This is a genomic window from Nonomuraea sp. NPDC059007 (assembly GCF_042740555.1).
In the GTDB taxonomy this organism is placed as follows: Bacteria; Actinomycetota; Actinomycetes; order Streptosporangiales; family Streptosporangiaceae; genus Nonomuraea.
Window position 1 is genome coordinate 325,477 of sequence record NZ_JBHYJD010000003.1, and the last position, 23,822, is coordinate 349,298.

The 23,822-nt window shown below is 71.6% G+C and carries 23 protein-coding genes; 3 read left to right on the forward strand and 20 right to left on the reverse strand.

Translation table 11 applies throughout. The annotated features are described in order from the left end of the window. Nucleotides 1-171: 171 nt before the first annotated feature. From ACFWY5_RS06830 to ACFWY5_RS06895, 14 genes are all read right to left on the reverse strand, one after another. Nucleotides 172-570, reverse strand: coding sequence for a DUF3040 domain-containing protein (locus ACFWY5_RS06830; protein ID WP_184960696.1), 399 nt, complete (start codon nucleotides 568-570; stop codon nucleotides 172-174). A 183-nt stretch (nucleotides 571-753) separates the two neighbouring features. Beyond that, entirely contained in the window at nucleotides 754-1,995 is a 1,242-nt protein-coding gene (dinB, locus tag ACFWY5_RS06835) for a DNA polymerase IV (RefSeq protein WP_379630757.1), read from the reverse strand. Between the two features lie 26 nt (nucleotides 1,996-2,021). Next, the gene (locus tag ACFWY5_RS06840) at nucleotides 2,022-2,741 is read right to left on the reverse strand and encodes a methyltransferase domain-containing protein (RefSeq protein ID WP_379630758.1); all 720 of its coding nucleotides are present in this window, start codon (nucleotides 2,739-2,741) and stop codon (nucleotides 2,022-2,024) included. 45 nt (nucleotides 2,742-2,786) lie between these two features. After that, the gene (locus ACFWY5_RS06845; protein ID WP_379618600.1) at nucleotides 2,787-3,416 is read right to left on the reverse strand and encodes a C39 family peptidase; all 630 of its coding nucleotides are present in this window, start codon (nucleotides 3,414-3,416) and stop codon (nucleotides 2,787-2,789) included. 20 nt (nucleotides 3,417-3,436) lie between these two features. After that, nucleotides 3,437-3,772 carry an MmcQ/YjbR family DNA-binding protein gene (locus tag ACFWY5_RS06850; RefSeq protein ID WP_379618602.1) on the reverse strand — a complete coding sequence of 112 codons (336 nt, stop codon included), beginning with the start codon at nucleotides 3,770-3,772 and terminating at the stop codon, nucleotides 3,437-3,439. A gap of 10 nt (nucleotides 3,773-3,782) precedes the next feature. Beyond that, the gene (gene dmpG / locus ACFWY5_RS06855; RefSeq protein ID WP_379630759.1) at nucleotides 3,783-4,790 is read right to left on the reverse strand and encodes a 4-hydroxy-2-oxovalerate aldolase; all 1,008 of its coding nucleotides are present in this window, start codon (nucleotides 4,788-4,790) and stop codon (nucleotides 3,783-3,785) included. Beyond that, complete coding sequence (locus tag ACFWY5_RS06860) at nucleotides 4,787-5,659, reverse strand: acetaldehyde dehydrogenase (acetylating) (protein ID WP_379630760.1); 873 nt, start codon at nucleotides 5,657-5,659, stop codon at nucleotides 4,787-4,789. Before ACFWY5_RS06860 ends, dmpG begins: the two co-directional genes overlap by 4 nt. After that, entirely contained in the window at nucleotides 5,656-6,804 is a 1,149-nt protein-coding gene (locus tag ACFWY5_RS06865; protein WP_379630761.1) for an alpha/beta fold hydrolase, read from the reverse strand. The genes ACFWY5_RS06860 and ACFWY5_RS06865 overlap by 4 nt, the downstream gene beginning before the upstream one ends. Beyond that, nucleotides 6,801-7,793, reverse strand: coding sequence for an amidohydrolase family protein (locus ACFWY5_RS06870; protein ID WP_379618610.1), 993 nt, complete (start codon nucleotides 7,791-7,793; stop codon nucleotides 6,801-6,803). The genes ACFWY5_RS06865 and ACFWY5_RS06870 overlap by 4 nt, the downstream gene beginning before the upstream one ends. Continuing rightward, a complete protein-coding gene (locus ACFWY5_RS06875) occupies nucleotides 7,790-8,332 on the reverse strand; it encodes a 3-hydroxyanthranilate 3,4-dioxygenase (protein WP_379618612.1) in 543 nt (180 codons plus the stop codon). Before ACFWY5_RS06875 ends, ACFWY5_RS06870 begins: the two co-directional genes overlap by 4 nt. Then, entirely contained in the window at nucleotides 8,329-8,757 is a 429-nt protein-coding gene (locus tag ACFWY5_RS06880; RefSeq protein ID WP_379618614.1) for a RidA family protein, read from the reverse strand. Before ACFWY5_RS06880 ends, ACFWY5_RS06875 begins: the two co-directional genes overlap by 4 nt. Further along, on the reverse strand, nucleotides 8,754-9,488 hold the full coding sequence (locus ACFWY5_RS06885) for a 2-keto-4-pentenoate hydratase (protein ID WP_379618616.1): 735 nt from the start codon (nucleotides 9,486-9,488) through the stop codon (nucleotides 8,754-8,756). The genes ACFWY5_RS06880 and ACFWY5_RS06885 overlap by 4 nt, the downstream gene beginning before the upstream one ends. Then, nucleotides 9,485-10,267, reverse strand: coding sequence for a 2-keto-4-pentenoate hydratase (locus tag ACFWY5_RS06890; protein ID WP_379618618.1), 783 nt, complete (start codon nucleotides 10,265-10,267; stop codon nucleotides 9,485-9,487). The genes ACFWY5_RS06885 and ACFWY5_RS06890 overlap by 4 nt, the downstream gene beginning before the upstream one ends. Before the next feature lie 8 nt (nucleotides 10,268-10,275). After that, nucleotides 10,276-11,703 carry a 2-hydroxymuconic semialdehyde dehydrogenase gene (locus tag ACFWY5_RS06895; protein WP_379618620.1) on the reverse strand — a complete coding sequence of 476 codons (1,428 nt, stop codon included), beginning with the start codon at nucleotides 11,701-11,703 and terminating at the stop codon, nucleotides 10,276-10,278. A gap of 177 nt (nucleotides 11,704-11,880) precedes the next feature. Here ACFWY5_RS06895 and ACFWY5_RS06900 point away from each other — a divergent pair, with 177 nt between their 5' ends. Both ACFWY5_RS06900 and ACFWY5_RS06905 read left to right on the forward strand, forming a co-directional pair. Further along, nucleotides 11,881-13,194: an MFS transporter gene (locus tag ACFWY5_RS06900; RefSeq protein WP_379630762.1), complete on the forward strand. Its 1,314-nt coding sequence runs from the start codon at nucleotides 11,881-11,883 to the stop codon at nucleotides 13,192-13,194. A gap of 19 nt (nucleotides 13,195-13,213) precedes the next feature. Next, entirely contained in the window at nucleotides 13,214-14,137 is a 924-nt protein-coding gene (locus ACFWY5_RS06905; protein WP_379630763.1) for a LysR substrate-binding domain-containing protein, read from the forward strand. A gap of 218 nt (nucleotides 14,138-14,355) precedes the next feature. On the opposite strand, the gene nusB is transcribed toward ACFWY5_RS06905, so the two are convergent. Genes nusB through ACFWY5_RS06920 form a run of 3 tightly spaced genes read right to left on the reverse strand, consistent with a single transcriptional unit; the run spans nucleotide 14,356 to nucleotide 16,392 of the window. Continuing rightward, complete coding sequence (nusB, locus tag ACFWY5_RS06910; protein ID WP_184960681.1) at nucleotides 14,356-14,766, reverse strand: transcription antitermination factor NusB; 411 nt, start codon at nucleotides 14,764-14,766, stop codon at nucleotides 14,356-14,358. Between the two features lies 1 nt (nucleotide 14,767). Continuing rightward, nucleotides 14,768-15,328 (reverse strand): elongation factor P, encoded by a 561-nt coding sequence (gene efp, locus ACFWY5_RS06915; RefSeq protein ID WP_379618626.1) that lies wholly within the window; start codon nucleotides 15,326-15,328, stop codon nucleotides 14,768-14,770. 26 nt (nucleotides 15,329-15,354) lie between these two features. Beyond that, complete coding sequence (locus ACFWY5_RS06920) at nucleotides 15,355-16,392, reverse strand: M24 family metallopeptidase (RefSeq protein ID WP_379630764.1); 1,038 nt, start codon at nucleotides 16,390-16,392, stop codon at nucleotides 15,355-15,357. Between the two features lie 92 nt (nucleotides 16,393-16,484). Between ACFWY5_RS06920 and ACFWY5_RS06925 the strand changes: the two genes are divergently transcribed. Next, nucleotides 16,485-18,272, forward strand: a complete 1,788-nt coding sequence (locus ACFWY5_RS06925; RefSeq protein WP_379630765.1) for a glycoside hydrolase family 9 protein — start codon at nucleotides 16,485-16,487, stop codon at nucleotides 18,270-18,272. Here the strand turns inward: ACFWY5_RS06925 and ACFWY5_RS06930 are convergent. The 3 genes from ACFWY5_RS06930 to rhaI form a co-directional block, all read right to left on the reverse strand. Further along, nucleotides 18,247-19,956: a serine/threonine-protein kinase gene (locus ACFWY5_RS06930; RefSeq protein ID WP_379630766.1), complete on the reverse strand. Its 1,710-nt coding sequence runs from the start codon at nucleotides 19,954-19,956 to the stop codon at nucleotides 18,247-18,249. The genes ACFWY5_RS06925 and ACFWY5_RS06930 overlap by 26 nt on opposite strands. A 620-nt stretch (nucleotides 19,957-20,576) precedes the next feature. Then, complete coding sequence (locus tag ACFWY5_RS06935) at nucleotides 20,577-22,616, reverse strand: bifunctional aldolase/short-chain dehydrogenase (RefSeq protein ID WP_379630767.1); 2,040 nt, start codon at nucleotides 22,614-22,616, stop codon at nucleotides 20,577-20,579. Beyond that, nucleotides 22,616-23,752, reverse strand: coding sequence for an L-rhamnose isomerase (gene rhaI, locus ACFWY5_RS06940; RefSeq protein ID WP_379630768.1), 1,137 nt, complete (start codon nucleotides 23,750-23,752; stop codon nucleotides 22,616-22,618). Before rhaI ends, ACFWY5_RS06935 begins: the two co-directional genes overlap by 1 nt. Between the last annotated feature and the right edge of the window lie 70 nt (nucleotides 23,753-23,822).

Genomic DNA, 23,822 nt, shown 5'->3' on the forward strand with positions numbered 1-23,822 from the left:
GGGCAGGCCACCTTCGTCTGTGCGCCCGTGTCAGATCGTCCCCGTCAGCCGGTCGAGCGTGACCGTCACGGCGGGGACCACGTCCGACGTGAGAAGCGATCCCCCCGATCGAGGCCAGCCCTCATCGGCGGGTGGCGGTGGGGCGGCACCGCCGTAACGGATGGAGAAAGGTCAGCGGTCGTCGTGACGACGGCGCCAGCGCTCCTCCATGCGCTCCATGAACGAGCCACGGCTCTTCCTGGCTCCCTTGCTGCTGCCGGGCACCGGAGCGCCTTGGGCAGAGCCGGAGTCACCGAACCCGTTCATACGTTTCCAGCTGGACAGACCCCACAGACACGCGGCGAGCATGACCACGAAACCGCCGACGCCGAGCGGGATCATCTGGATGACGACGCCAACCATCATGATGACGACGCCCAGAGCAAAGCCGATGGAGGCTTTGATCAGGCGGCGCTTGTAATGGCTGCGCGGGTCACTGATCCTTACGGTGTTGGCCCACTTCGGGTCCTCGGCGTAGAGGGCCTGCTCGATCTGGTCGAGCAAGCGCTGCTCGTGCTCAGAGAGCGGCACGGCGCCTCCCAAGGACGGCCCCAGGACGGGGAAGACGGCAACGGACGACACGGGGTGTCCGAACCTCGCGGTCGGTTATCCCCAGAATACGAGCCTGTAGACGTAGGCGAAAGGAAACGTCCAACGCAGACCAAACCGGAGGTGACGTCATACCTCCATTTTGGGCCATTCGCGACATGGGCGTCATGCCTCCATTTCATCAAGTCTGCCCCGAACTAGCGAAGCCGGGAGTACCGCATCCGGCCCGAAGCGCCGGATCGCCTTGTCCATCGCCTGTTCGGCCTCGCGCCAGCCGGTCTCCCGCGCACCCAGGCTGAGCTGGCGGGACGCCGCCTGCGCCGGGCCGAGGTTCTCCATCCGGACGCCCACCAGGCGCAGCCGCACGCGCTCCAGGCCCGCCGCGTCGAACAGGTCGCAGGCCGTGGCGTAAATCTCCTGGGCCACGTCGGTCGGCTCCCTGAGCGTGCGGGAGCGGCTGATCGTGGAGAAGTCGGCACGGCGCAGCTTCACACTCACCGTCCTGCCCACGTGTCCGCTCTTACGCATCCTCGCGGCGACCTTCTCCGACAGGCGAAGCAGCTCACGCTTGATCGTCTCGGGATCGTCGACGTCTGTGGCGAATGTCTCTTCGTTGCCGATGCTCTTGTCGGGCGTGTGGACGGTCACGGCGCGCTCGTCGCGTCCCCAGGCCAGCGCCGCCAGATGACCGCCCGCGGCGGGGCCCAGCTCGCGCTGGAGCGTCGTGGGCGGCACCCTGGCCAGATCGCCCACGGTACGGATGCCGAGGCGGACGAGGGCCTGCTCGGTGCGCTCACCCACCCCCCACAGCGCCGAGACCGGCAGCGGGTGGAGGAAGCCGACGATCTCGCCGGCCGGCACCACCAGCAACCCGTTGGGCTTGCACTGTTTTGAGGCGAGCTTGGCGATGAACTTGCTCGCCGCCACGCCCACGGAACAGGTGATGCCGTATCTTTCCCGAACCTGTTCCCGGATCAGGACCGCGATCTCCGCGGGCGAGCCCAGCCGGCGCCGCGCCCCGCCGACGTCGAGGAAGGCCTCGTCGGAGGCGATCGGCTCGACCAGCGGGGTGATCGAGTGGAAGATCTCCATGACGCCCTTGGAGACCTCGGAGTACTTCCCGTGTCCGGGCGGGATGATCACGGCCTGCGGGCACACGCGGCGCGCCCTGCTCATGGGCATCGCCGAGTGCACGCCGAACGCCCTGGCCTCATAGGTCGCGCTGAGCACCACGCCGCGGCCAGCGGGCGAGCCCACGATGACCGGGCGGCCCCTGAGCTCGGGCCGCTCCAGCAGTTCGACGCTGGCGAAGAAGGCGTCCATGTCGACGTGGAGGATCGGGCAGCCGGTGTCGTCGGCCCCGGTGGTGGGAGCGGGGCCGATGCCGGTGATCTGCTTGCGTGCCACTCCGTGATTCTATCCGAACAGACGTTCTATGGCTTGTGGGCGAGGATGTGGACCTGGGCGGCGATCTCCCGCAGGACCGGATGGGCGGCGGCGGCCTGCTCCAGCGCCACCAGCGCTTCCACGGCCCCCGGCTCGCCGTCGACCAGCCTGCTGGGCACCAGGTCGGCGAAGACCCGCACCCCGAGCGCCGGCCCGACCGCGAGCCCGGTCGCCGCCAGCAGCTCCGACAGCGCGGCGGGCGTGAAGCGGCGCGGCGTGGGGTCGCGATCGCCCCAGCGCCCCTGAGGATCGTCCAGTACGGCGAGCGCCTCGTCGAAATGGCCGGTGAGCGCCCGGTGCAGGGCGCTGGCGAGCGGGTTGGCGGCCAGCACGCTGACGGCTCCCCCGTGACGCAGCAGCCCGGAGACGGCGGTCAGCGCGCTGATGGGGTCCTCGACATACTCCAGGACGCTGTGGCACAGCACCAGGTCGGCGCTGTCCTTGGGCAGCAACTCGCCGAGGTCGGCGGCGTCGCCCTGGATCGCCCTGACCCCGACGCCCTTCTCCTTGGCCCGCCGCTCCAGCGCGGCCAGCGAGTCGGGGCTGGGGTCGACGACGGTGACGTTGTGCCCGAGCTCGGCCAGCGGTACGGCGAAGCCGCCCGTGCCCCCTCCGGCGTCCACGATGTCGAGCACGCCGCGCCCGGCGGATCCGGCCCGTTCGGCCAGCACTGCCCGCAGAGCGTCCCAGACCACGGCAGTGCGCACCGGGCTTCTCGTCACGCGTTCCCCTCCCACTCGAGCCAGCCGGTGTCAGCCTACGCTCTCCGGCGCCACCCTGGTGTCCGGGGCGGGAACGCTGATGCCCCGCCCGGCGAAGAAGTCGCCGAAGCGGGCCAGCGGCAGCCTGGCCCGCCTGCTGTCCTCGGTGTGGCCGGAGGGGTTGTTGAAGCGCACCGTCCCGTCCGCGGCCCCGGTGACCAGGACCAGGTGCCCGCCCCGTCCGGGCGCGGGACGCTCGGGGCGGCGGATCTCCGGGTGGACGGAGGCGATCACCATCCGGCCCGCGGCCAGCAGCTCTTCGAGCTCGCCCAGGTCCATCAGGGGGTGGACCTCGGCGGCCAGGCCGTGCTCGGCCCGCGCGTAGTCGGCGAAGGGGGCGTAGTAGAGGCCCTTGATGCCCTCGGGCTCCTCGCGGTAGCCGCCGTAGGCGCGGCAGCCGTACACGAGGTCGAGCAGGGGTGGCGCGTGTCCGTCGCGGTGGTGCAGGAGCATGCGCAGGCAGGCCATCCCGCACGCGTGGCGGCACCAGCGGGCGTACTCCTCGCGGGTGCGCGCGCCCGACCGCCGCCACAACGGGTCCTCGCCCGGGTCGGCGCCGCCGTAGACGTAGGAGGCGATCCGGTCGGCGCTCATGAACTGCGTGAAGGCGGCTACCTGCATGAACGCTCAGGGTAGCGGGCTCAGGGGACGAGAGGGCGCAGCTTCCCGGGCGCGCGCAGCCGCCAGGCGTCGGTGAGCAGTTCGGCCATCTCCTGCTGCCCGACGACCGGCATGCGGACCAGGACGACGGCGTAACCGTCGTAGTGCGGGAGGGTGAAGAAGACGTCCGGGTCGGCGGCGATCAGCTCGTGCTTGTCCTCCTCCGCGGCCAGCGGCAGCGCCAGCACGTCACCCTCCTCGCGGATGCGGGCGAACCATCTGGCCTTCACGTAGAAGGCGGGCGTGCCGTACATGAGCTTCTCGCCGGTCTCCGGCAGGGCCAGGGCCAGCCGGCGGACGTCTTCCTCGGTCACCATGAACCGATTGTCACCCCCGGCGGCCGGCCAGATCGAGCGCGATGTCCACGATCATGTCCTCCTGGCCGCCGACCATGCCGCGGCGGCCGACCTCCACGAGGATGGCGCGGGTGTCGAGCCCGTAGCGGGCGGCGGCGTCCTCGGCGTGGCGCAGGAAGCTGGAGTAGACGCCCGCGTAGCCGAGCGTGAGGGTCTCGCGGTCCACCTGGACGGGGCGGGTCTGCAGGGGGCGGACGAGGTCGTCGGCGGCGTCCATGAGCGCGAACAGGTCGCAGCCGTGCTCCCAGCCCATCAGGTCGGCGACGGCAACGAACGCCTCCAGCGGGCAGTTGCCCGCCCCGGCGCCCATGCCGGCCAGGGAGGCGTCGACGCGGGTGACGCCGTTCTCGACGGCGGCGACGGAGTTGGCGACGCCGAGCCCCAGGTTGTGGTGGGCGTGGATGCCGAGCTCGGTGCCGGGGTCGAGGACCTCGCGGTAGGCGCGCACGCGCTCCTTCACGCCGTCCATGGTCAGCCGGCCGCCGGAGTCGGTGACGTAGACGCAGTGCGCGCCGTACGACTCCATGAGCTTGGCTTGGCGGGCCAGCTCGGCGGGCGGGGCGAGGTGGGACATCATGAGGAAGCCGGAGACGTCCATGCCGAGCTCGCGGGCGACGCCGATGTGCTGGGCGGAGATGTCGGCCTCGGTGCAGTGGGTGGCCACGCGCACCGAGCGGACGCCGAGCGCGTGGGCGCGGCGCAGGTCGGCGATGGTGCCGATGCCGGGCAGCAGCAGCGTGGTGAGGACCGCGCGGTCCATGGCGGAGGCGGCGGCCTCGATCCACTCCTCGTCGGGGCAGGCGCCGAACCCGTAGTTGACGCTGCTTCCCGCCAGCCCGTCGCCGTGGGCGATCTCGACGGCGGCCACCCCGGCGGCGTCGAGGGCGCGCGCGATGGCCGCGACCTGGTCGGCGGTGTACTGGTGGCGGATGGCGTGCATGCCGTCGCGCAGCGTCACGTCCTGGATGTAGAGCTTCATCGGGCCGCCATCCTCTCCGCGACGCGCAGCGCCGCCGACGTCATGATGTCCAGGTTGCCGGCGTAGGCGGGCAGGTAGTGGGCGGCGCCCTCGACCTCCAGGAAGACCGAGACGAGCGTGCCGCCGTCGGCCGGGCGGAACTGCACGTCCTGCTTGAGCCGGTAGCCGGGCACGTAGGCGGCCACGGCGGCCACCATCTCCTTGACCGAGGCGGCGACCTCGGCCTCGTCGCAGCCGGGCACGAGGCAGTAGACGGTGTCGCGCATGATCACCGGTGGTTCCGCAGGGTTGAGCACGATGATCGCCTTGCCGCGCTCGGCGCCGCCGACGCTCTCCAGGGCGCGCGCGGTGGTCTCGGTGAACTCGTCGATGTTGGCGCGGGTGCCCGGACCGGCCGAGCGGGAGGCGATCGAGGCGACGATCTCGGCGTAACGGACGGGCGCGACGCGGGAGACGGCCGCGACGATCGGCACCGTGGCCTGGCCGCCGCAGGTGACCATGTTGACGTTGTCCTCGCCGAGGTGCTCGCCGAGGTTCACGGCGGGCACGACATACGGGCCGATGGCGGCGGGCGTCAGGTCCACGACCTTCTTCCCGTACGGCGCCAGCGCCGCCGCGTTGTGCCGGTGGGCCCCGGCCGAGGTGGCGTCGAGCACCACCGCGACCTCCTCGAAGCAGGGCAGCGCGAGCAGGCCCGCAACGCCCTCGTGGGTGGTGGCCACGCCCATCCGCCGGGCTCTGGCCAGGCCGTCGGAGCCGGGGTCGATCCCGGCCATCGCGGCCACCTCCAGCGACGCGGACGTTCGCTTCACCTTGATCATCAGGTCGGTGCCGATGTTGCCGGACCCGATGATGGCGATCTTGCTCATGTGTCCTCCTCGCCGCGGCAGAACCGGGCGAACTCCTGGGTCATCTCCGGCACCGGCTTGTGGCCGGTGAACGGGGTGCCGTGGTTGCCGAAGTACAGCGGCACGTCTGCGAGGTGACAGGCGCCGAGTTCGACGCCGTCGCGCGTCATGGGTGAACGCGCGTCGCTGACGAGATGGCGGGCGGGGCCGGGGTGGACGCGCACCAGTTCCCGCGCGGGCTCGGTGAAGATCTCGCGGGTGGACGGCTCGCCCATGCCGGCCGCGGCGAACAGCCGCCCCTCCTGCGCGGTGGTGGTCACCAACAGCGGCACTTTCGCGAGATTTCCTGACATGGGGTGTTCCTTCAGCAGGTCGCCGTCCAGCACCGGGGCGACGGGCAGCAGTCCTCCCGCCGGGGGCCGCGCGCGGGCGGCCCGTTCCTCCCCCGCCAACAGCGTCTCGATCGGCGCCGTGGCGGGGTCGGCGACGGCGGCCGCCCTGGTCCAGGCCTCCGCCTGGCCGGGGGTGGCGAAGCCGTAGGGGACGGGGCTCATGGCCGCCGCCCGCGCGTACAGGCCGGGGGCGCAGGCCAGCAGGGCCAGGACGCTGGTGCCGCCCGCCGAGTGCCCGGCGAGCGTCACGTCGCCCGGGTCGCCGCCGAAGGCGTCGATGGCGTTCCGTACCCACGTGAGCGCCGCCATCTGGTCGCGCAACGCCAGGTTGGACGGCACTCCCGGGCCGTACCACAGGCCGGTGGCCCCGAACCGGTAGTTGACGGTCACCACCACGAGGCCGTGCTCACGCGCGAGCACGGTCCCGTCGTACATGGCCTGGGCGCCCGAGCCGAACACGAACGCGCCCCCGTGCAGGAACACCAGCACCGGGCGGCGGCCCTCGGTGCCCGGGGTCCAGACGTTGAGGAACAGGCAGTCCTCGCGGCCCGCGGCCGGGTCGATCTCCAGGCCGGGCACCCACGCCATCCGCCCCGGCCGCTGCGGCGCCGGTGGGCCGGGGGTGAGCGCGTCGCGTACCCCTTCCCAGGGGCGGGGCGGCTCGGGGGCGGTGAAGCGGCGGGCGGGGGCGGCGTACCTGATGCCCTTGAACGCCAGCGCTCCCCCGAGTCCGCGCCCCCGCAGCGTGCCCTGCCGGGTGTGGGCGAGCGTCATGCGCGCGGCGCGCTCTCGGTCAGGCCCAGGAAGCGGGCGGCGTTGCCGCCGAGGATCGCCTCGCGTTCGGCCTCGCTCAGCCCGGGGCAGGCGCGCACGACCGAGCCGGGGTCCTCCTCGCCCAGGGGGAAGGGGAAGTCGGTGCCGAGCATGACCCGTTCCGCGCCCATGACGTCGACGAGCAGGCGCAGCGCCCGCGGGTCGAAGACGGCGGAGTCCACGGAGAAGCGGTCGGTGTAGGCGGAGGGCGGCTTGGGCGAGTCGCGGCGGACCAGGTCGCGCCGCTGCCAGGCGTTGTCGGCCCGGCCGAGCAGGAACGCGAAGCTGCCGCCGCCGTGGCAGAAGCACAGCCGCAGGCCGGCGGGCAGCTTCTCGAAGGCGCCGGAAAGGATCATCGTGAGGATGCCGAGCTGGGTCTCGGCGGCCATGCCGACCAGCCAGGGCAGCATGTAGCCGCGCATGCGGTCGGCGGCCATCATGTCCCACGGGTGCACGAGGACGGGCATGTCCTGGTGGGCGCAGTGCTCCAGGAAGGCGAGCAGATCGGCGTCGTCGAGGTTGCGCGGGCCGACGTGGTTGCCGATGTGCACGCCCCGGTGCCCGGCGGCCTTCGCCCTGGCCAGGGTCTCGGTGGCGCGCCCCAGGTCCTGCAGCGGCACCTGGCACAGCGGGACGAGCCGGGCGGGGTCCGCCGAGCAGTACGCGAGGATCCGGTCGTTGACCATGTCGCACCAGTCGGCGGCGCGGCCGGGCTCGGCCTCGTAGCCGAACAGCAGCGGCGTGGAGGAGACGGCCTGCACCGCCACGCCGGTGCGGTCCATGGCGGCCAGGCGCGCCCCGGCGTCCCACAGCTCGGGGGTGACGGGGCGGTAGTCCTCGTCGCCGCTCATCATCATGCCCTCGCGCAGCCACGGCTCGCCGGCCCCCGCCAGGGTGCGCGCCTCCTCGCGGGAGATCCGCGGGAAGACGTGGGCGTGGATGTCGATCACTGGACCACCGGGCGGAGCGCGTCGGGCCAGTCCTTGCCCGGGTGTACGGCGCCGCAGTGCGGGCAGGTGCGGTCGCTGCCGTAGAAGGCGTTGAAGACCGGCGGCAGGTCGTCCACGATCGACTCCAGCTGCACCTCGGCGCGGTGCACGAGGCGGTGGCAGTTGACGCAGTACCACTCGAAGGCGTCCAGGTCGCCCTGCGGGCGGGCGTACTCGACGACCAGGCCGATGGAGCCGGGCACCGGCCGCTGCGGGGAGTGGCGCACGTGCGGCGGCAGCAGGAAGACGTCGCCCTCGCGGATCTGGATGTCGACCGGCGGCTTGCCCTCCTCCTCCATGACGCGCAGCACCATGCCGCCCTTGAGCTGGTAGAAGAACTCCTCGATCGGGTCGTCGTGGAAGTCGGTGCGCTGGTTGGGGCCGCCGACGACGGTCACCATCAGGTCGGCCTCCTTCCAGATCTGGACGTTGCCCACGGGCGGCTTGAGCTGGTCGGCGTGCTCGTCGATCCAGGTGGCGAGGTTGAACGGCGGGATCATGGGATGCTCCTCGTCGGGATGTGGGCGGTGCAGGAGATCTCGATCAGCAGGTGCGGGTGGGGAAGCTGGTGGACGGCGACGGTGGTGCGGGCGGGGCCGTGCTCGTCGAAGTACGTGCCGTAGACCTCGTTGTAGCCGCCGAAGTCGTTCATGGAGACCAGGTACGTGGTGACGTTGACGACGTCGGCCAGCCCGCCTCCGGCGGCCTTGAGGATGTCGGCGATGTTGCCGATGACGGCGCGGGTCTGCTCGCGGATGTCGAGGCTGGTGGTGCCCATCTCGTCGGCGCTCGCCCCGGCGAAGGTGCCGTCGGGGCGGCGCGAGCTCGTACCGGAGACGAAGACCAGGTCGCCGGCCCGCCTGAAGTGCGGGAAGCGCCCGCGCGGGCGCGCCTTGCCCGGCACCAGCATCGACTCCTCGCTCACGTGGTCACCTCCGCGTGGCCGAGGCCCTGGCCGCTGACGCGCACGTGGGCGCCCGGCGGCAGCGGGACGGCGGCGGTGGCCGCCCCGGCCAGGACGATCCAGCCCGCCTCCAGCTCGATCCCGGCGGCCTGGGCCAGGCGGGCGGCGGCGTGCAGGGAGCGCATCGGGTCGCCGAGGATGGCGGCCGACGACCCCGAGGCGACGGTCCGCCCGTCGATCTCCAGGGTCAGGCCGACGTTGGCGACCGCGCGCGGCGTGTGCCAGGGGCCGAGGCCGAACCCGCTGGCGGAGGCGTTGTCGGCGATGACGTCCTCCAGCGTGAAGGAGAAGTCGGCGAAGCGGGAGTCGAGCACCTCGTAGCCGACCGCCACGCCGCCGACGGCCGCGCCCACGTCGGCGGGCGAGCGCACCGGGCGCTCCAGCAGGAAGGCGATCTCGGGTTCGACCCTCGGGTGGATGAGCGTGCCCGTGTCCAGGTGCGACTCGATCAGCATGGCGTCGGTCAGCAGGCCCCAGATGACGTCGTCCACACCCATCTGGATCATCTTGGCCCGGCTCGTGAAGCCCATCTTGACGCCGATGAGCTTCTCGCCGCGGGCCTCGCGGCGGGCGATGACCTCGCGTTGCACCCGGTAGGCGGCGGGCACGTCGAGCGCCGTCTCCTCGGTCAGCTTCGCGATGGCGGTACGGCTCAGCGCCGCCTCGTCCAGGCGCTGCGCCAGGCGGTTCACGCGCTCTCCTTCGCGAAGGCGGCCCGGACGTCGCCGAGCCCGTCGATCCTGGCCTCCAGCACGTCGCCGGGCACGACCGGCACCACGGGCCCGAGCGCGCCGGTCAGCACGGTGTCGCCCGCCCGCAGCGGGCGGCCGAGGCGGGCCAGGGTGTCGGCCAGCCAGACGGCGGCGTGCAGCGGGTGGCCCAGGCACGCGGCGCCGATCCCGGTCGAGACCTGCTCGCCGCGGCGCTCCATGACCATCCCGGCCAGGCGCAGGTCCAGGTCCTTCAGCGGGACGGGCCGGTTGCCCAGCACGTACAGGCCGGAGGAGGCGTTGTCGGCGACGGTGTCGGCCAGCGTGATGTCCCAGCCGCGGATCCGGCTGCCGACCACCTCGATCGCGGGCAGCGCGAACGCGGTCGCCTTGATCACGTCGGCGACCGTGTGGCGCTCGTGCGGCAGGTCGTGCTCCAGCACCAGCGCCACCTCGGCCTCGGCGCGCGGCTGCAGCACGGTCCCGGCCGGGATCTCGGCGCCGTCGGGAACCGCCATGTCGGCGAACAGCGCCCCGAAGTCCGGCTGGTCCACGCCGAGCTGCTTCTGCACGGCCGCGCTGGTCAGGCCGATCTTGCGGCCGGTCAGCCGCCGTCCCTCACCCAGCCACCTGCCGGTCAGCCAATCCTGTACGGCGTACGCCTCCTCGACCCCGCCGACCAGATCGCGCACGGGCTCGCAGGGCCGGCCGGAGGCGTGCGCCCCCAGCAGCCGCTCGGCGGCCTGTTGAACATTCGTCACCGATGACCTCATATCTTCACGCACACGTTGACCGGCTCGGAGAAGAAGTCGAGCGAGTACTCGCCGCCCTCCCGGCCGATGCCCGACGCCTTCACCCCGCCGAACGGGGTGCGCAGGTCGCGCAGGTTCCAGCAGTTCACCCAGACGATCCCGGCCTCGATCCTCGGCGCGACCCGGTGGGCGCGCGACAGGTCGCCGGTCCAGACGGTGGCGGCCAGGCCGTACGGGCTGTCGTTGGCCAGCCGGATCGCCTCTGCCTCGTCGTCGAAGGGCGCCACGTGGCAGATCGGGCCGAAGACCTCCTCGCGGACGGTCCTGGCGCTCTCGGGCAGGCCGGTGACGACGGTGGGCTCGACGTAGAAGCCGCCGTCGCGCTCGTCGCCGAACCTCGGGGCGCCGCCCCCGGCGACGACCGTGGCGCCCTCCTCGACGGCCAGGCGGTAGTAGGACAGCACCTTGTCGCGGTGCTCGGCCGAGATCATCGGGCCGTAGTCCTTCAGGCCTCTGGCCCGTTCGGCGAGCTTCGCGGTGAACGCGTCGAAGATCGGGCGCTGGACGTAGACGCGCTCGGTGCACAGGCAGATCTGGCCGGAGTGGGTGAAGCTGGAGCGGATCGTGCCCTCGACCGCCTCGTCCAGGTCGGCGTCGGCGAAGACCAGGGCCGGGTTCTTGCCGCCGAGCTCGAAGGAGACCGGGGTGACGTGGTCGGCGGCGGCGCGCATGATGGCCGAGCCCGTGGCCGACTCGCCGGTGAAGGCGATGGCGTCCACGCCGGGGTGGGAGGTCAGGAACTCGCCCGCCGCTCCGGCGCCGTGGCCGTGGATCAGGTTGAAGGCGCCGGGCGGCAGCCGTACCTCGTCGATGACCTCGGCCAGCAGCGTCGCGGTGGAGGGCGTCTCCTCCGAGGGCTTGGCCACCACGGCGTTGCCCGCCGCCAGGGCGGGCGCGACCTTCCAGGTGAGCAGCAGCAGGGGGAGGTTCCAGGGTGAGATGACGGCGACGACGCCGAGCGGGCGGCGCACGGTGTAGTTGAGAGCCTCGCCGGTGCCGCTCCAGCCGGGGACGCGGGTGTGGTGGGCGCGTTCCGGGCGGCCGTAGGACAGGTCGGCGTAGGCGCGGAAGTTGCCGATCGCGCGGGGGACGTCCACGGTGGCGGCCAGGTCGCGCGGTTTGCCGGTGTCGGCGACCTCGGCGGCGACGAACGCGTCGAACCGGGCCTCGATGCCGTCGGCGATCCGCCGCAGCCAGGCGCAGCGCTCCTCGCTGCTCGTGGCGCCCCAGGGACCGGCCAGCGCCGCCCTGGCCGCGACGACCGCGGCGTCGACGACCTCGCGCGGGGCCTCGGGGACGGTCCCCATCTGGCGCCCGTCGACGGGCGAGATCAGCGGGAAGGGGGTCCCCGTGGTCTCGAAGACCCCGTTGACGTAATGCTTCATGGCGCCATTGTCCGGCCGAGGCGCCATATCAGGCCAATACCTGATCGCGGCCGAGCCATACCAATCCCGATATATGACGTTTTTTGCATAGGCGACGGCCAGAACAGTATTCGCCGCGACATAGCACCAGCGTGCATCCTCATCCGTACCCCCTGATCGGAAAGGTAAAGCCGCAAAATGGACACTGACCGCCGCAGGGCGGCGCGCCGCGTCTCGTGGGCGGCCTTCATCGGCACGACCATCGAGTGGTACGACTTCTTCCTGTACGGCACGGCCGCCGCGCTCGTCTTCAACAAGCAGTTCTTCCCCGCCATGGACCCCGTCGCCGGCTCGATCGCCGCCTTCGGCACCATGACCGTCGGATTCCTGGCCCGCCCGCTGGGCGGCATCGTCTTCGGCCACTTCGGCGACCGGCTCGGCCGCCGCAACACGCTGGTCGTCTCGCTGCTGATCATGGGGATCGGGACCACGCTCATCGGCGTGCTGCCCACCTACTCCAGCATCGGCATCTGGGCCGCGGTGCTGCTGGTCGTGATGCGCATCGCCCAGGGCATCGGCCTCGGCGGCGAACTCGGCGGGGCCGTGGTGCTGACCATGGAGCACGCGCCGAAGGGCCGTCGCGGCCTGTTCGGCGCCTTCCCGATGATGGGCACGCCCGCCGGGATGCTCTGCGCCAACCTCGTCTTCCTGGGCACCTCCTCGGCGCTGAGCGAGGAGGCCTTCATGTCGTGGGGCTGGCGGGTGCCGTTCCTGCTGAGCGTCGTGCTCGTGGTGGTCGGCATCTACCTGCGGCTGCGCATCGAGGAGAGCCCCGACTTCGTGGTCCAGCGCAAGCCGGTCAAGCTGCCGATCGCCGAGGTCCTGCGCGGCCACTGGCGCGGGGTCGTGCACAGCATCGCGGTCATCATCGGCAACAGCGCCGTCGCCTACGTCTTCATGGTCTACATCCTCCAGTACGGCCAGGCCCCCGCGATCGGCCTGTCCCGCACCTTCCTGCTGACCTGCGTGATCGGCGGCGCCACGGTCTGGCTGGCCACCGCGCCGCTCTGGGCCCACCTGGGCGACCGATTCGGGCTCCGGGCCCTGTTCTCCCACGGCTCGTGGGTCCTGCTGGCCGGGGCCGTGGCCATCCTGCCCGTCGTCAACACCGGCAACCACGTGCTGATCACGGTCTTCATGGTGGCCATGGGCGCGGTGCTGGCGATGACCCACGCGGCGCAGGGCACGCTGACGGCCAGCTTCTTCCCCGTCTCGATCCGCTACTCGGGCACCTCGGCCGCCTACCAGCTCGCCGCGCTGCTCGGCGGCGGCATCACCCCGCTGGTGGCCGCCTCCCTGCTGGCCTCGACCGGCTCGTCGTGGTCGATCACCGCGTACCTGGCGGTCGTGACCGCGATCAGCCTCGTGGCCGCGCTGGTCCTGCCCCGCAACGACGCCGAACGCTTCGGCGACGTCCCCGGAGCCATACCCGATCGGGCCGTCAAGAGCTGAAAGCTATGCTGAAATGGTGATGACCCGCGCTCTGGACCTGCTCGGCGGCCGCCTCAAGCTCCGCCACCTCGTGCTGGTCACCGCCATCGCCGACCACGGCAGCGTGCTGCGCGCCGCAGAACACCTCCGCCTCGCCCAGCCCGCCGCCACACGCGGCCTGCGCGAGGTGGAGCAGATCCTCGGCGTCGAACTGTTCACCCGGGGGCCGCGCGGGGTCACGCCGACCGTGTTCGGCACCGCCTTCGTCGACCACGCCCGCGCCGTCCAGGCCGAGCTGCGCCGGGCCGGTGACCGCATCACGGGCCTGGCCAACGGCGAGACCGGCACCGTCACCGTCGGCACCCTGCTGGCCGCCACGAACGTCCTGCTGCCCCGCTCGATCGCCGCGCTCAAGGCGGAACGGCCCGGCATCACGGTCATCGTGCGCGAGGGCACGTTCGACTCGCTCGTCCCCCGGCTCATCGACGGCGACACCGACCTGGTCCTCGGCCGCCTCAACCCCATCGACGACCGGCACGGGCTGCGCCAGATCCCGCTCTACGACGAGCCCATCCTCCTGGTCGCCCGCTCCGGCCACCCCGCCTCGACCGCCTCGACCCTGGCCGGGCTGCTCGGCTACCCGTGGATCCTGCCGCTGGAGCAGACGTCGCTGCGGCAGGAACTGGAACAGGTCTTCAAGAACCAGGACCTGCCGTTGCCCGAGGACCGCGTGGAATGCACGTCGATCCTGACGATCCGGTCACTGCTGCTGCAGACCGACATGGTGGCCGCGCTGCCGGCGCTGCTGGTCCGGTCCGATCCGCAGCTCGTGTGCCTGCCGGTGCCGCTGGCCTCGGTGAAACGCTCCGTCGGCGTCACGCTGCCGGGGTCACGGGCGCTGACTCCGGCGGCGAAGGTCATGCTCGACCATCTACGCACCCAGTCGGCCACCCTTGAGCCCTGACGGCATCCAGATCACACACCCTTGAGGCCTTTCTACCGGGTCAAGGGCGGAGTCGTCGCGGCGGGGACCCCGTGAGCCCTCACGAGCGGCGCTCGACGGGCGCGCGCCCATGGCGGCGGAGCGGGTGGGGTGGCGGGAGCCGTAACGGAAAGGAGGCGCGCCATGAAGATCACGGCGCGCCTTCCCGAGTGCGCCGTGATGATCACGGCGCGCCCCCACTACAGCGACAGACTCGGCTTGAGCTGCTTGAAACGGGCCAGGAGGCCGTTGATGAAGCTGGGCGACTCGTCGGTCGAGAGCTCGCCCGCCAGGTGCACCCACTCGCTGATGACCACGCCCTCGGGGACGTCGGGCATCCACAGCAGCTCGTAGGTGCCGCCGCGCAGCAGGTTGCGGTCGACGGCGGGCATGCGCTCCAGCGTCCAGCCCTCGGAGTAGGTGGTGATGAGCTCGTCGATGCGGGCCCGGTGGCGGGCCACGCCCTCCACGATCGCCGAGGTGTACTCGTTGACCGGCGGCTCGCTCCGCTCCACCCGCTCGGCGAGGATCTTCAGCGGGTCTTCTTCCCTGGCCTCAGCCTCGAAGAGGATGTCGAGGGCGCGCCTGCGTGCTTTGCCGCGTGCCGACACCTCAGGCCCGGCCGAGGTATTCGCCGCTACGGGTGTCGACCTTGACCTTCTCGCCGGTGGTGATGAACAGCGGGACCTTGATCTCGGCGCCGGTCTCCAGCGTGGCGGGCTTGGTGCCGCCGGTGGAGCGGTCGCCCTGCAGGCCCGGCTCGGTGTTGGAGATCAGCAGCTCGACCGCGGCCGGAAGGTCGACGTAGAGCGCGGCGCCCTCGTTGAAGGCGATCGTGGCCATGGTGTTCTCGAGCATGTAGCTGGCCGCGTCGCCGACGGTCTTGGCGGGCACGTTGACCATGTCGTAGGTCTCGGTGTCCATGAAGACGAAGTCGTCGCCGTCCTTGTAGGAGTACTGCATCTCGCGCTTGTCGACGTTGGCCACGTCGACTTTCACCCCGGCGTTGAAGGTCTTGTCGACGACCTTGCCGGAGAGCACGTTCTTGAGTTTGGTGCGCACGAACGCGCCGCCCTTGCCCGGCTTGACGTGCTGGAACTCCACAACGGCCCACAGCTCACCGCCGTCGAGCTTCAGCACCATGCCGTTCTTGAGGTCGTTGGTCGTCGCCACTCGTTTTCTCCCGCGTGTTGCCGCTCTTAAAGGACGAGCAGCTCTTTGGTCGTCTTCGTGAGGAGTTCCGGCCCGCCCACACGCGTGACCAGCGTGTCCTCGATGCGGACCCCGCCTTGTCCCGGGAGGTAGACCCCCGGCTCGACGGTGATGGGAACTCGATCCTCTAGTCTACCGGTCCTGGCGGGGCCCAGGAACGGCTCCTCGTGGATCTCCAGGCCGACGCCGTGTCCGAGGCCGTGCCGGAAGTGCTCGGCGTGGCCCGCTCCGGCGATCACGCCGCGCGCGGCGGAGTCGACCTCCTTGGCCGTGACGCCGGGCGCGAGGGCCTCACGACCGGCCTTCTGCGCGGCGGCGACGAGGTCGTAGATCTCGCGCTGCCAGGCGGCGGGCTCGCCCAGGCTGACGGTGCGGGTCATGTCGGCGTGGTAGCCGCGGTAGTTGGCGCCGAAGTCGAGGGTGACCAGGTCGCCTTCGCGCAGCTCACGGTCGGTGGGAGTGTGATGGGGTACGGCCCCGTTCGCGCCCGCGGCGACGATGGACTCGAAGGCGACCTTGTCGGCGCCGAGTTCGATCATCCGGTGCTCAAGGACGCGGGCTATCTGGCGTTCGGTGGCGCCGGGGCGGATTTTTTCGGAAATATCGCTGAATGCCTGGTCGGAGATGGCGCAGGCCGTACGCAGGAGCTCGATCTCTTCTTCGTCCTTGACCGTACGCAGGAGCTCCACCAGCGGCTCCAGCGGGACCAGGCCCTCCCCCAGCCGCCGGAACGTCGCGACCGTCATGTGCGCGGCCTCGATCCCCGTGCCCGGCGCGGCCAGGGCGCCCGCGGTGTCCGGCGCCTCGACGACCTCGACGCCCAGGTCGCGGGTCATCTCGATGTAGCGGGAGTCGGTCGCGAGCGTGGCGCTGCCGTCCGCGCGCACCAGGACCGCGGCGTTGGAGCTGTCGAGCCCGGTCAGGTACCTCACGTTGATCAGGGAGGAGACGAGCACCGCGGGGACCGCGCGCTCGGGCAGCAGCGCGGCCAGGGCGGCTCGGCGCCGCGCGTGAGTGTCGGTCATTTCGTCAATGTACGCGTCTTGACCTTCCTCACGCTCCGCGGCTACCGTGCGCAGCAAGGTTAGTAAGGTTTCCTAACCTTCAAGGAGCGTGCATGAAGCTGGCAGCGGCGTTGACCGCGTTATCCGTCCTGATCGCAGGGAGCCCAGCGATGGCCGAGAGCGCGTCGTTCATCAGGGTCGACCAGGTGGGCTTCGCGCCGGAGGAGGCCAAAGAGGCCTACCTCATGGCGGACCGTCCACTCCCCTTCACCGTCGTCGATCGCCGGGGGCGGGTGGTCCTGCGCGGTACGGCGGGCCGCGACCTCGGCAAGTGGAACGACACCTACCGTCATGTCTACCGCCTGGACCTGTCCAGGCTCCGTACCCCCGGCAGCTACCGGGTCAAGGCGGGCGGGCAGACCTCCGCCGAGTTCGCCGTGGCCCCCTCGATCGCCCTGTCGCTGCCCGCGGCCAAGATCGTGACGTTCTTCGGCGGCCAGCGCGACCGCTGGCACAAGGGCGACAAGGCCGCCTCGGTCTATGACTGGCCCGAGTTCACCGGCCCGGACACCGACCAGATCAAGGGCGACCTGACCAAGGTCGGCGGCCCGGTGGACGTGTCGGGCGGATGGTTCGACGCGGGCGACTACCTGAAGTTCACCCACATCCTCGCCTACGTCGACACGCTCCTGTGGGCGGCCAAGCGCGACGGCGCCATCGACCCGCGCCTGCGCGGCGAGGCCGACCACGGCCTGAAGTTCCTCGACAAGATGTGGGACGAGACGTCGAAGACCCTCTACATCCAGGTCGGCATCGGGGCCGGCAACGCCGAGGGCACCTTCGCCGGCGACCACGACATCTGGCGCATGCCCGAGGAGGACGACCACTCCACCGAGAAGTACATCCGCGACCGGCCCGTCTTCCGCGCCGCCGCGCCCGGCCAGCCGATCAGTCCCAACCTGGCCGGCCGTACCGCCGCCGCCTTCGCCCTGGCCGCGCAGGTGGAGCCCGACCGCGGGCGCGCCCGCGAACTGCTGGAGAAGGGCGCCTCCGTCTACGCCATGGCCAAGACCGAGAACGTCGGCCCGCTCGTCACCTCGCTCCCCCACGCCTTCTACCCGGAGAGCGTCTGGCGCGACGACATGGAGCTGGGCGGCGCCGAACTGGCCCTGGCCGCCCAGCGCCTGCGCGACCCGCGGGCCGGCGAATGGCTGCGGCAGGCGGCCCACTGGGCCGGCGAGTACCTGAAGCACGACGCCGGCGGCGACACCTTCAACCTGTACGACGTCAGCGCGCTCGGCCACGCCGACCTGGTCAAGGCCATCCGCCAGGCTCGTGGCGGCACACTGCCGGTGACCGAGCGGCAGCTCGTCGGGGACCTCAGGGCGCAGCTGGAGATCGGCGCCGCACGGGCCGCCCAGGACCCGTTCCAGGCCGGTGCGCGTTATGACCAGTTCGACTCGGTGCCGCACGCGTTCGGGCTGGCGGCCACCTCGCGCCTCTACCGGTCGGTGAGCGGCGACCGCTCCTACGACTCCTTCGGCACCCGCCAGCGCGGCTGGGCCTTCGGAGCCAACGCGTGGGGCGTGTCGTTCGTCTCCGGGGTCGGCGACGACGCGATCACCTGCCCGCACTATCAGATGTCCAACCTCACCGGCAGGCCGCCGACCGGCGCCGTGGTCAACGGCCCGAACAGCGCTTCGCTGTTCGACGACGGGCTGGGGGGTCACATGGACCGCATGAGCCCCTGCCCCGCCGACGGAGTCGACCGCTACGCCCCGTTCACCGGGCGCGGCAGCCGCTTCGTCGACGACGTCCGGTCGTGGCAGGCGTCAGAACCCGCCGACGACTTCGCCGCGGTGGCGCTGTACGCGCTCACGCTGATGTCGCGGGGCGGTTGAGGCCCCAGTCGGCGAGGAAGTTCGCGAGGGGGCCGGTGGCGGCCATGTCGCCGTCGCCGGCCGCTTCGCGCAGGTCGGCCGCCGCCTCCAGCGCGTGGCGGCGGGCCTGGTCCTCGCGGCCCTTCCTGATCCGGTCCATCGCTCTGGCGATCTTCTTGCGGGCGTCGGCGGCGACCCCGCCGTCGATGCCGTTCAGCTGCTGCTGGAGCCGCACCGCCTCGTCGAAGCGGCCCAGCCAGTTCTGCCACCCGCCCGGCGGGGTCTGCCGCAGTCCGGTGGTGTCGCGAGGCTGGGGGGTGAGGGTGTCCAGGGGGTTCGCCGGGCCCAGCGTGTCGACCAGGCCTGTGGGTTCCGGGGTCGGCTCTTCCGGGGTGAAGGTCGGTTCTGGCTCTTCCGTGGTGGCCGTCGGTGTCGGGTCTGGCTGTTGCGGGGTGAAGGTCGCGCTGGGTACGGGGGTCGCGGCGGGCTGGTCGCGGCCGGACAGGACGATGAAGCCGATCGTGACCAGAGCGATGACGGCCAGGGCCGCGACCATCTGGATGATCAGGCGGCGGTTCTGGTTGGGCGGGTCCGGGATGGGGCCTTCGAAGATCTGGGTGTGGCCGTCCTTGAAGGGCGGCTGACCACCTGGGGCCGTGTGCAACCCGGTTTGCGGGCCTGGTTGTGGGCTGTACTGGCCCGTCTGCGGACCACCCAGACCCGAGGCGCCGTAGCCCGCTTGCGGACCCCCGTGACCTGAGGCGCCATGACCCGCTTGCGGGCCGCCGTGACCTGGCGCGCCGTGGCCCGCTTGTGAGCCGCCGTGGCCTGTCTGCGGGCCCGGTCCGGCGTAGGCGGATGGCTGGCCGTCGGTGTTTCCGGTGAAGGGAGTCTGGGCGTCCGGGAGGTTGGGGAGGGGGCCGGTGCGCTGGGTGGCGCCGGGGCGGGCGATGCCGGCCAGGCGGCGCCGTACCGTGTCACCGCCCGCAGGACGTGCGGCGGGATCCTTGGCCAGCAACGCCAGCAACAACTGCTCCAGCTCGGCCGGAACGGCGGGACGGTGGCGCGTCGGCGGCTCGGGCTCGGCGGTGCGGATGCGCTCGGCCAGTTCCTCCCCCTCGCCCTCGAACGGCGGCCGCCCGCACAACATCTCATAACAGACCGCAGCCAGCGCATACAGATCGGCGGCAGGCCCGCCCGGCCCGTCAAGCTGCTCAGGCGCGCGGTACGGCGTCACCGGCCCCGGATCCGCCCCCTGAATCCCGAACCCGACCACCTTGAGCACCCCGCTGCCCGCCCGGCGGAAGGAGTCCGGGTCGATCTGCCCGTGCACCACCCCCGCCCGATGCGCCGCGTCAAGCCCGCCCGCCGCCTGTCCGAACAGGTCGCACGCCTCGACGACCCCCAGCGGCCCGTGCGCGACACGCTCCTCGCCGAGGCTCGCCCCCGTCAAAAACTCCATCACCAGGTACGGCACGCCGTTATGGCCACCGATGTCCAGAACCATGGCCACATGAGGATGCACGACCTTGGCCACGGTCTGGGCATGTTTGTGCGCCAGCTCGCTGGAGCCCGCGGTGAGCATCTTGACCGCCACGGTCCAGTCGGCGTTCTCGTCGTGCGCCCGCCACACCTCACCGGCCTGCCCTCGGCCGATGAGCTCGTCCAGCCGGTAGCGGCCCGCGACCAGCGTCTCCTCGGACATATCCCCGCCAATGCACTCAAGGTTGGCAATTTGCCCCCAACCTTAGGGGCTCACCCGCCCTCAAGCCCCCGAACTCCACCACCTGACCCCAGGCCCACGAAGATCACCCACCCACGCAAACCGCCGCGCCCACACCCACGCCACGACCTCCTCCTCCCCACACCGCTCAGCCCGCCACGTCTCCACCACGCGAGTCATCGTGCCCCCGCCCACGCACACCACCGCATCCCCCGCCCAGGCGAGCCGCCGCATCCCCCGCCCACGCATATCGCCACGCCCCACCGCCGGCTGTCCGCCAGACCTCCGCGTCAGGCTGCCGCCGGGCAAGGGCCCGGATGCGGGCCACCCGAGCCGAAGCCGGGCGTGCCTGTCCGCGTGTCCCGCCAAGCCGATGCGGAATGCCGAGCGGGCGGGGCCGACGGGTGGGCGAGGTCGGGCGGAGCGGGTTAAGCAGGCGAAGGGGCGAGTGGGCGAAGGGGCGGGTGGGGCGGGTGGGGCGGGCAGGCAGGGCGGGGCGGGCAGGCAGGCAGGGCGGGGCGGGCAGGCAGGGCGGGGCGGGCAGGGCGGGGCGGGTGGCGGGTGGCGGGTGGTGGGTGGTGGGTGGTGGGTGGTGAGTGGGGCTAGCGGAGGAAGGCGGCGGGGACGCCCGCGTCGACCGGGATGTGCAGGCCCGTCGTGAGGTTCAGGTCGCCGGCGGTCAGGGCGAACACCGCGGCCGCCACGTGCTCCGGCAGGACCTCGCGCTTCAGCAACGTGCGCTGGGCGTAGAACTCGCCGAGCCGCTCCTCCGGCACCCCGTAGACGGCCGCGCGGTTGGCGCCCCACCCGGAGGCGAAGATGCCGGAGCCACGGACGACGCCGTCCGGGTTGACGCCATTGACACGGATACCGTGTTCGCCCAGTTCCGCGGCGAGCAGGCGGACCTGGTGGGCCTGGTCGGCCTTGGCGGCGCCGTACGCGACGTTGTTCGGACCGGCGAAGATCGAGTTCTTGGAGGAGATGTAGATGACGTCTCCCCCCATGCCCTGCTTTATCAGGACTCGGGCGGCTTCGCGGGAGACCAGGAACGAGCCCTTCGCCATGACGTCGTGCTGGATGTCCCAGTCGTCCGCCGTGGTCTCCAGCAGGGGGCGCGACAGGGACAGTCCCGCGTTGTTGACGACCAGGTCGAGGCCGCCGAAGGCCAGCACGGCCCGCCGTACCATGTCCTGGACCTGCGCTTCGTCGGTCACGTCCGCGCGGACCGCGACCGCCGCGTCCGCCGTGCCGATCCGCGCGGCCACCTTCTCGGCGGCGGCGAGGTCGCGGTCGGCGACCACCACGAGGGCCCCCTCGGCGGCCAGGCGGCGCGCGGTCGCCGCGCCGATGCCCGAACCGCCGCCGGTGACCAGCGCGATCCGGGTGGCCAGCGGCTTGGGCGGCGGCAGGCGGCGGAGCTTGGCCTCCTCCAGGTCCCAGTACTCGATGCGGAACTTCTCGCTCTCCTCGATCGGCGCATAGGCGGACAACGCCTCGGCGCCGCGCATGACGTTGATCGCGTTGAGATAGAACTCGCCGGCGACGCGCGCGGTCTGCTTGTCCTTGCCGAAGGAGAACATGCCGACGCCGGGTACCAGCACGATCGCGGGGTCGGCGCCGCGCATCGGGGGTGATTCCGGTACGGCATTGCGGGCGTAATACGCGGCGTAATCGGCGCGGTAGGCGGCGTGGAGATGCCTGATGCGTTCCTCTTCGGGGTCCGGGGGCAGGACGAGCGGGGCGATCTTGGTGCGCAGGAAGTGGTCGGGGCAGGAGGTGCCGAGCGCGGCCAGGCGGGGGTGTTCGGCGCGGGCGAGGAAGTCGAGGACCTCGGGGGTGGCGGTGTAGTGGCCGACCATGGGCGCGTCGGTCGAGGCCAGGCCGCGCAGCAGGGGGAAGAGCCGGGCCGCGTTGGCCAGCCGTACCTCTTCGCCGGGGGTCTCGTGGACGATCGGGCCGAAGGGGTCGGGGCGGCCGTGGGCGGCGATGTACTGCTCGGCGGTGCGGATGATCTCCAGCGAGTTGGCGCGGCACTCCTCCGAGGTGGCGCCCCAGGCGGTGATGCCGTGGCCGCCGAGGATGACGCCGATGGCCCGCGGGTTCGCGGCCTGGATGGCGGCGATGTCCAGGCCGAGCTGGAAGCCGGGACGGCGCCAGGGCACCCACACCACGCGGCCGGCGAAGATCCGCTCGGTCAGGGCGGGGCCGTCCTGGGCGGTGGCGATCGCGATGCCGGCGTCGGGGTGCAGGTGGTCGACGTGCGCCGCCTCGACCAGGGCGTGCATCGCGGTGTCGATGGACGGCGCGGCGCCGCCCTTGCCGTGCAGGCAGTAGTCGAACGCCGCCACCATCTCGTCTTCGCGTTCAACGCCCGGGTAGATCGTTTTAAGCGCGCGTACGCGGTCGAGCCGCAGGACGGCCAGGCCGCTCTCCTTCAGCGTGCCCAGGTCGCCGCCGGAGCCCTTGACCCACATCAGATCGACGTCCTGGCCGGTGACGGGGTCGTGGCCGGCGGCCTTGACGGAGGCGTTGCCGCCCGCGTAGTTGGTGTTGCGGGGGTCGCCGCCCAGGGCGTGGGCGCGGTCGAGCAGTTCCCTGACCTGCGCGGGCGTGTCGTGGCGCGTGCTGCTCGTGCTGGCCATCAGGCTCCCCAACCCGCCTGGGCGCCGCCGACGCGGGTGGCGCTGATTTCCTGGAAATATCCGGACTTGGCGTAGGCGGCCATGGGGTCCGGGTCGAGGCCCGTCTCCTGGCGGAGGTCGGCCAGCAGGGGGCGTACGTCGGTGTTGTAGGCGTCCATGAGGACGGCGTTGGCGCCGAGGACGTCGCCCGCGGCCTGCGCGGATTTGAGGGCGTTTTTGTCGACGAGGAGGGCCTTCGCGGTGGCCTCCTGGACGTTCATCACCGAGCGGATCTGGCCGGGGATCTTGGGCTCGAGGTTGTGGCACTGGTCGAGCATGAACGCGATCCCGGGCTCCTCCGCCACCTCGTACATGATCCGGAACAGCTGGAACGGGTCGGCCGCCCCCACCATCAGGTCGTCGTCGGCGTAGAAGCGCGAGTTGAAGTCGAAGCCGCCGAGCTTGCCCTCCCTGAGCAGGAAGGCCACGATGAACTCGATGTTGGTGCCGGGCGCGTGGTGGCCGGTGTCCACGACGACCTGCGCCTTCGGGCCCAGCCTGAGGCAGTGGGCGTAGGCGGTGCCCCAGTCGGGCACGTCGGTCGTGTAGAAGGCGGGCTCGAACAGCTTGTACTCCAGCAGGAACCGCTGCCCCTCCCCCAGCCGGGCGTAAACCGATTCAAGAGCCTCGGCCAGGCGGTCCTGGCGGGCGCGGATGTCGTCCTGGCCCGGGTAGTTGGTGCCGTCGGAGAACCAGAGCTTGAGCGTGTCCGACCCGGTGGCGTCCATGATGTCGACGCATTCCAGCAGGTGGTCCAGGGCCTTGCGGCGGACGCGCGGGTCGGGGTTGGTGACGCTGCCCAGCTTGTAGTCGTCGTCCTGGAAGACGTTGGCGTTGATCGCCCCGATGCTCAGACCGAGGCCCTCCGCGTGGCGGCGCAGGCCGGCGTAGTCGTCCACCTTGTCCCAGGGGATGTGCAGGGCGACGCTCGGGGCGATCCCGGTGAAGCGGTGCACCTGGGCGGCGTCGGCCAGCTTCTCGAAGGGGTCGCGGGGGACGCCGGGCTGGGCGAAGACCTTGAAGCGGGTGCCCGAGTTCCCGTACGCCCACGAGGGGGTCTCGATCCGTTGCTCCCTGAGCCGCGCTCTGATGTCCATGAGGGCAATCCTTTGAATCGTTTTAACAACGTGTGCGACGCTAGACAGCGATCTCGCTCCCGTCAATTGC

Coding starts and splice junctions, on each gene's coding strand:
- ACFWY5_RS06845 (WP_379618600.1), bottom strand. CDS start 3,416: ATGCAGGTAGCCGCCTTCACGCAGTTCATGAGCGCCGACCGGATCGCC.
- ACFWY5_RS06905 (WP_379630763.1), top strand. CDS start 13,214: ATGACCCGCGCTCTGGACCTGCTCGGCGGCCGCCTCAAGCTCCGCCAC.
- ACFWY5_RS06850 (WP_379618602.1), bottom strand. CDS start 3,772: ATGGTGACCGAGGAAGACGTCCGCCGGCTGGCCCTGGCCCTGCCGGAG.
- ACFWY5_RS06860 (WP_379630760.1), bottom strand. CDS start 5,659: ATGAGCAAGATCGCCATCATCGGGTCCGGCAACATCGGCACCGACCTG.
- ACFWY5_RS06925 (WP_379630765.1), top strand. CDS start 16,485: ATGAAGCTGGCAGCGGCGTTGACCGCGTTATCCGTCCTGATCGCAGGG.
- ACFWY5_RS06935 (WP_379630767.1), bottom strand. CDS start 22,616: ATGGCCAGCACGAGCAGCACGCGCCACGACACGCCCGCGCAGGTCAGG.
- ACFWY5_RS06865 (WP_379630761.1), bottom strand. CDS start 6,804: ATGACGCTCGCCCACACCCGGCAGGGCACGCTGCGGGGGCGCGGACTC.
- ACFWY5_RS06920 (WP_379630764.1), bottom strand. CDS start 16,392: ATGACCGACACTCACGCGCGGCGCCGAGCCGCCCTGGCCGCGCTGCTG.
- ACFWY5_RS06895 (WP_379618620.1), bottom strand. CDS start 11,703: ATGAAGCATTACGTCAACGGGGTCTTCGAGACCACGGGGACCCCCTTC.
- ACFWY5_RS06875 (WP_379618612.1), bottom strand. CDS start 8,332: ATGATCCCGCCGTTCAACCTCGCCACCTGGATCGACGAGCACGCCGAC.
- ACFWY5_RS06900 (WP_379630762.1), top strand. CDS start 11,881: ATGGACACTGACCGCCGCAGGGCGGCGCGCCGCGTCTCGTGGGCGGCC.
- dmpG (WP_379630759.1), bottom strand. CDS start 4,790: ATGAAGCTCTACATCCAGGACGTGACGCTGCGCGACGGCATGCACGCC.
- ACFWY5_RS06930 (WP_379630766.1), bottom strand. CDS start 19,956: ATGTCCGAGGAGACGCTGGTCGCGGGCCGCTACCGGCTGGACGAGCTC.
- rhaI (WP_379630768.1), bottom strand. CDS start 23,752: ATGGACATCAGAGCGCGGCTCAGGGAGCAACGGATCGAGACCCCCTCG.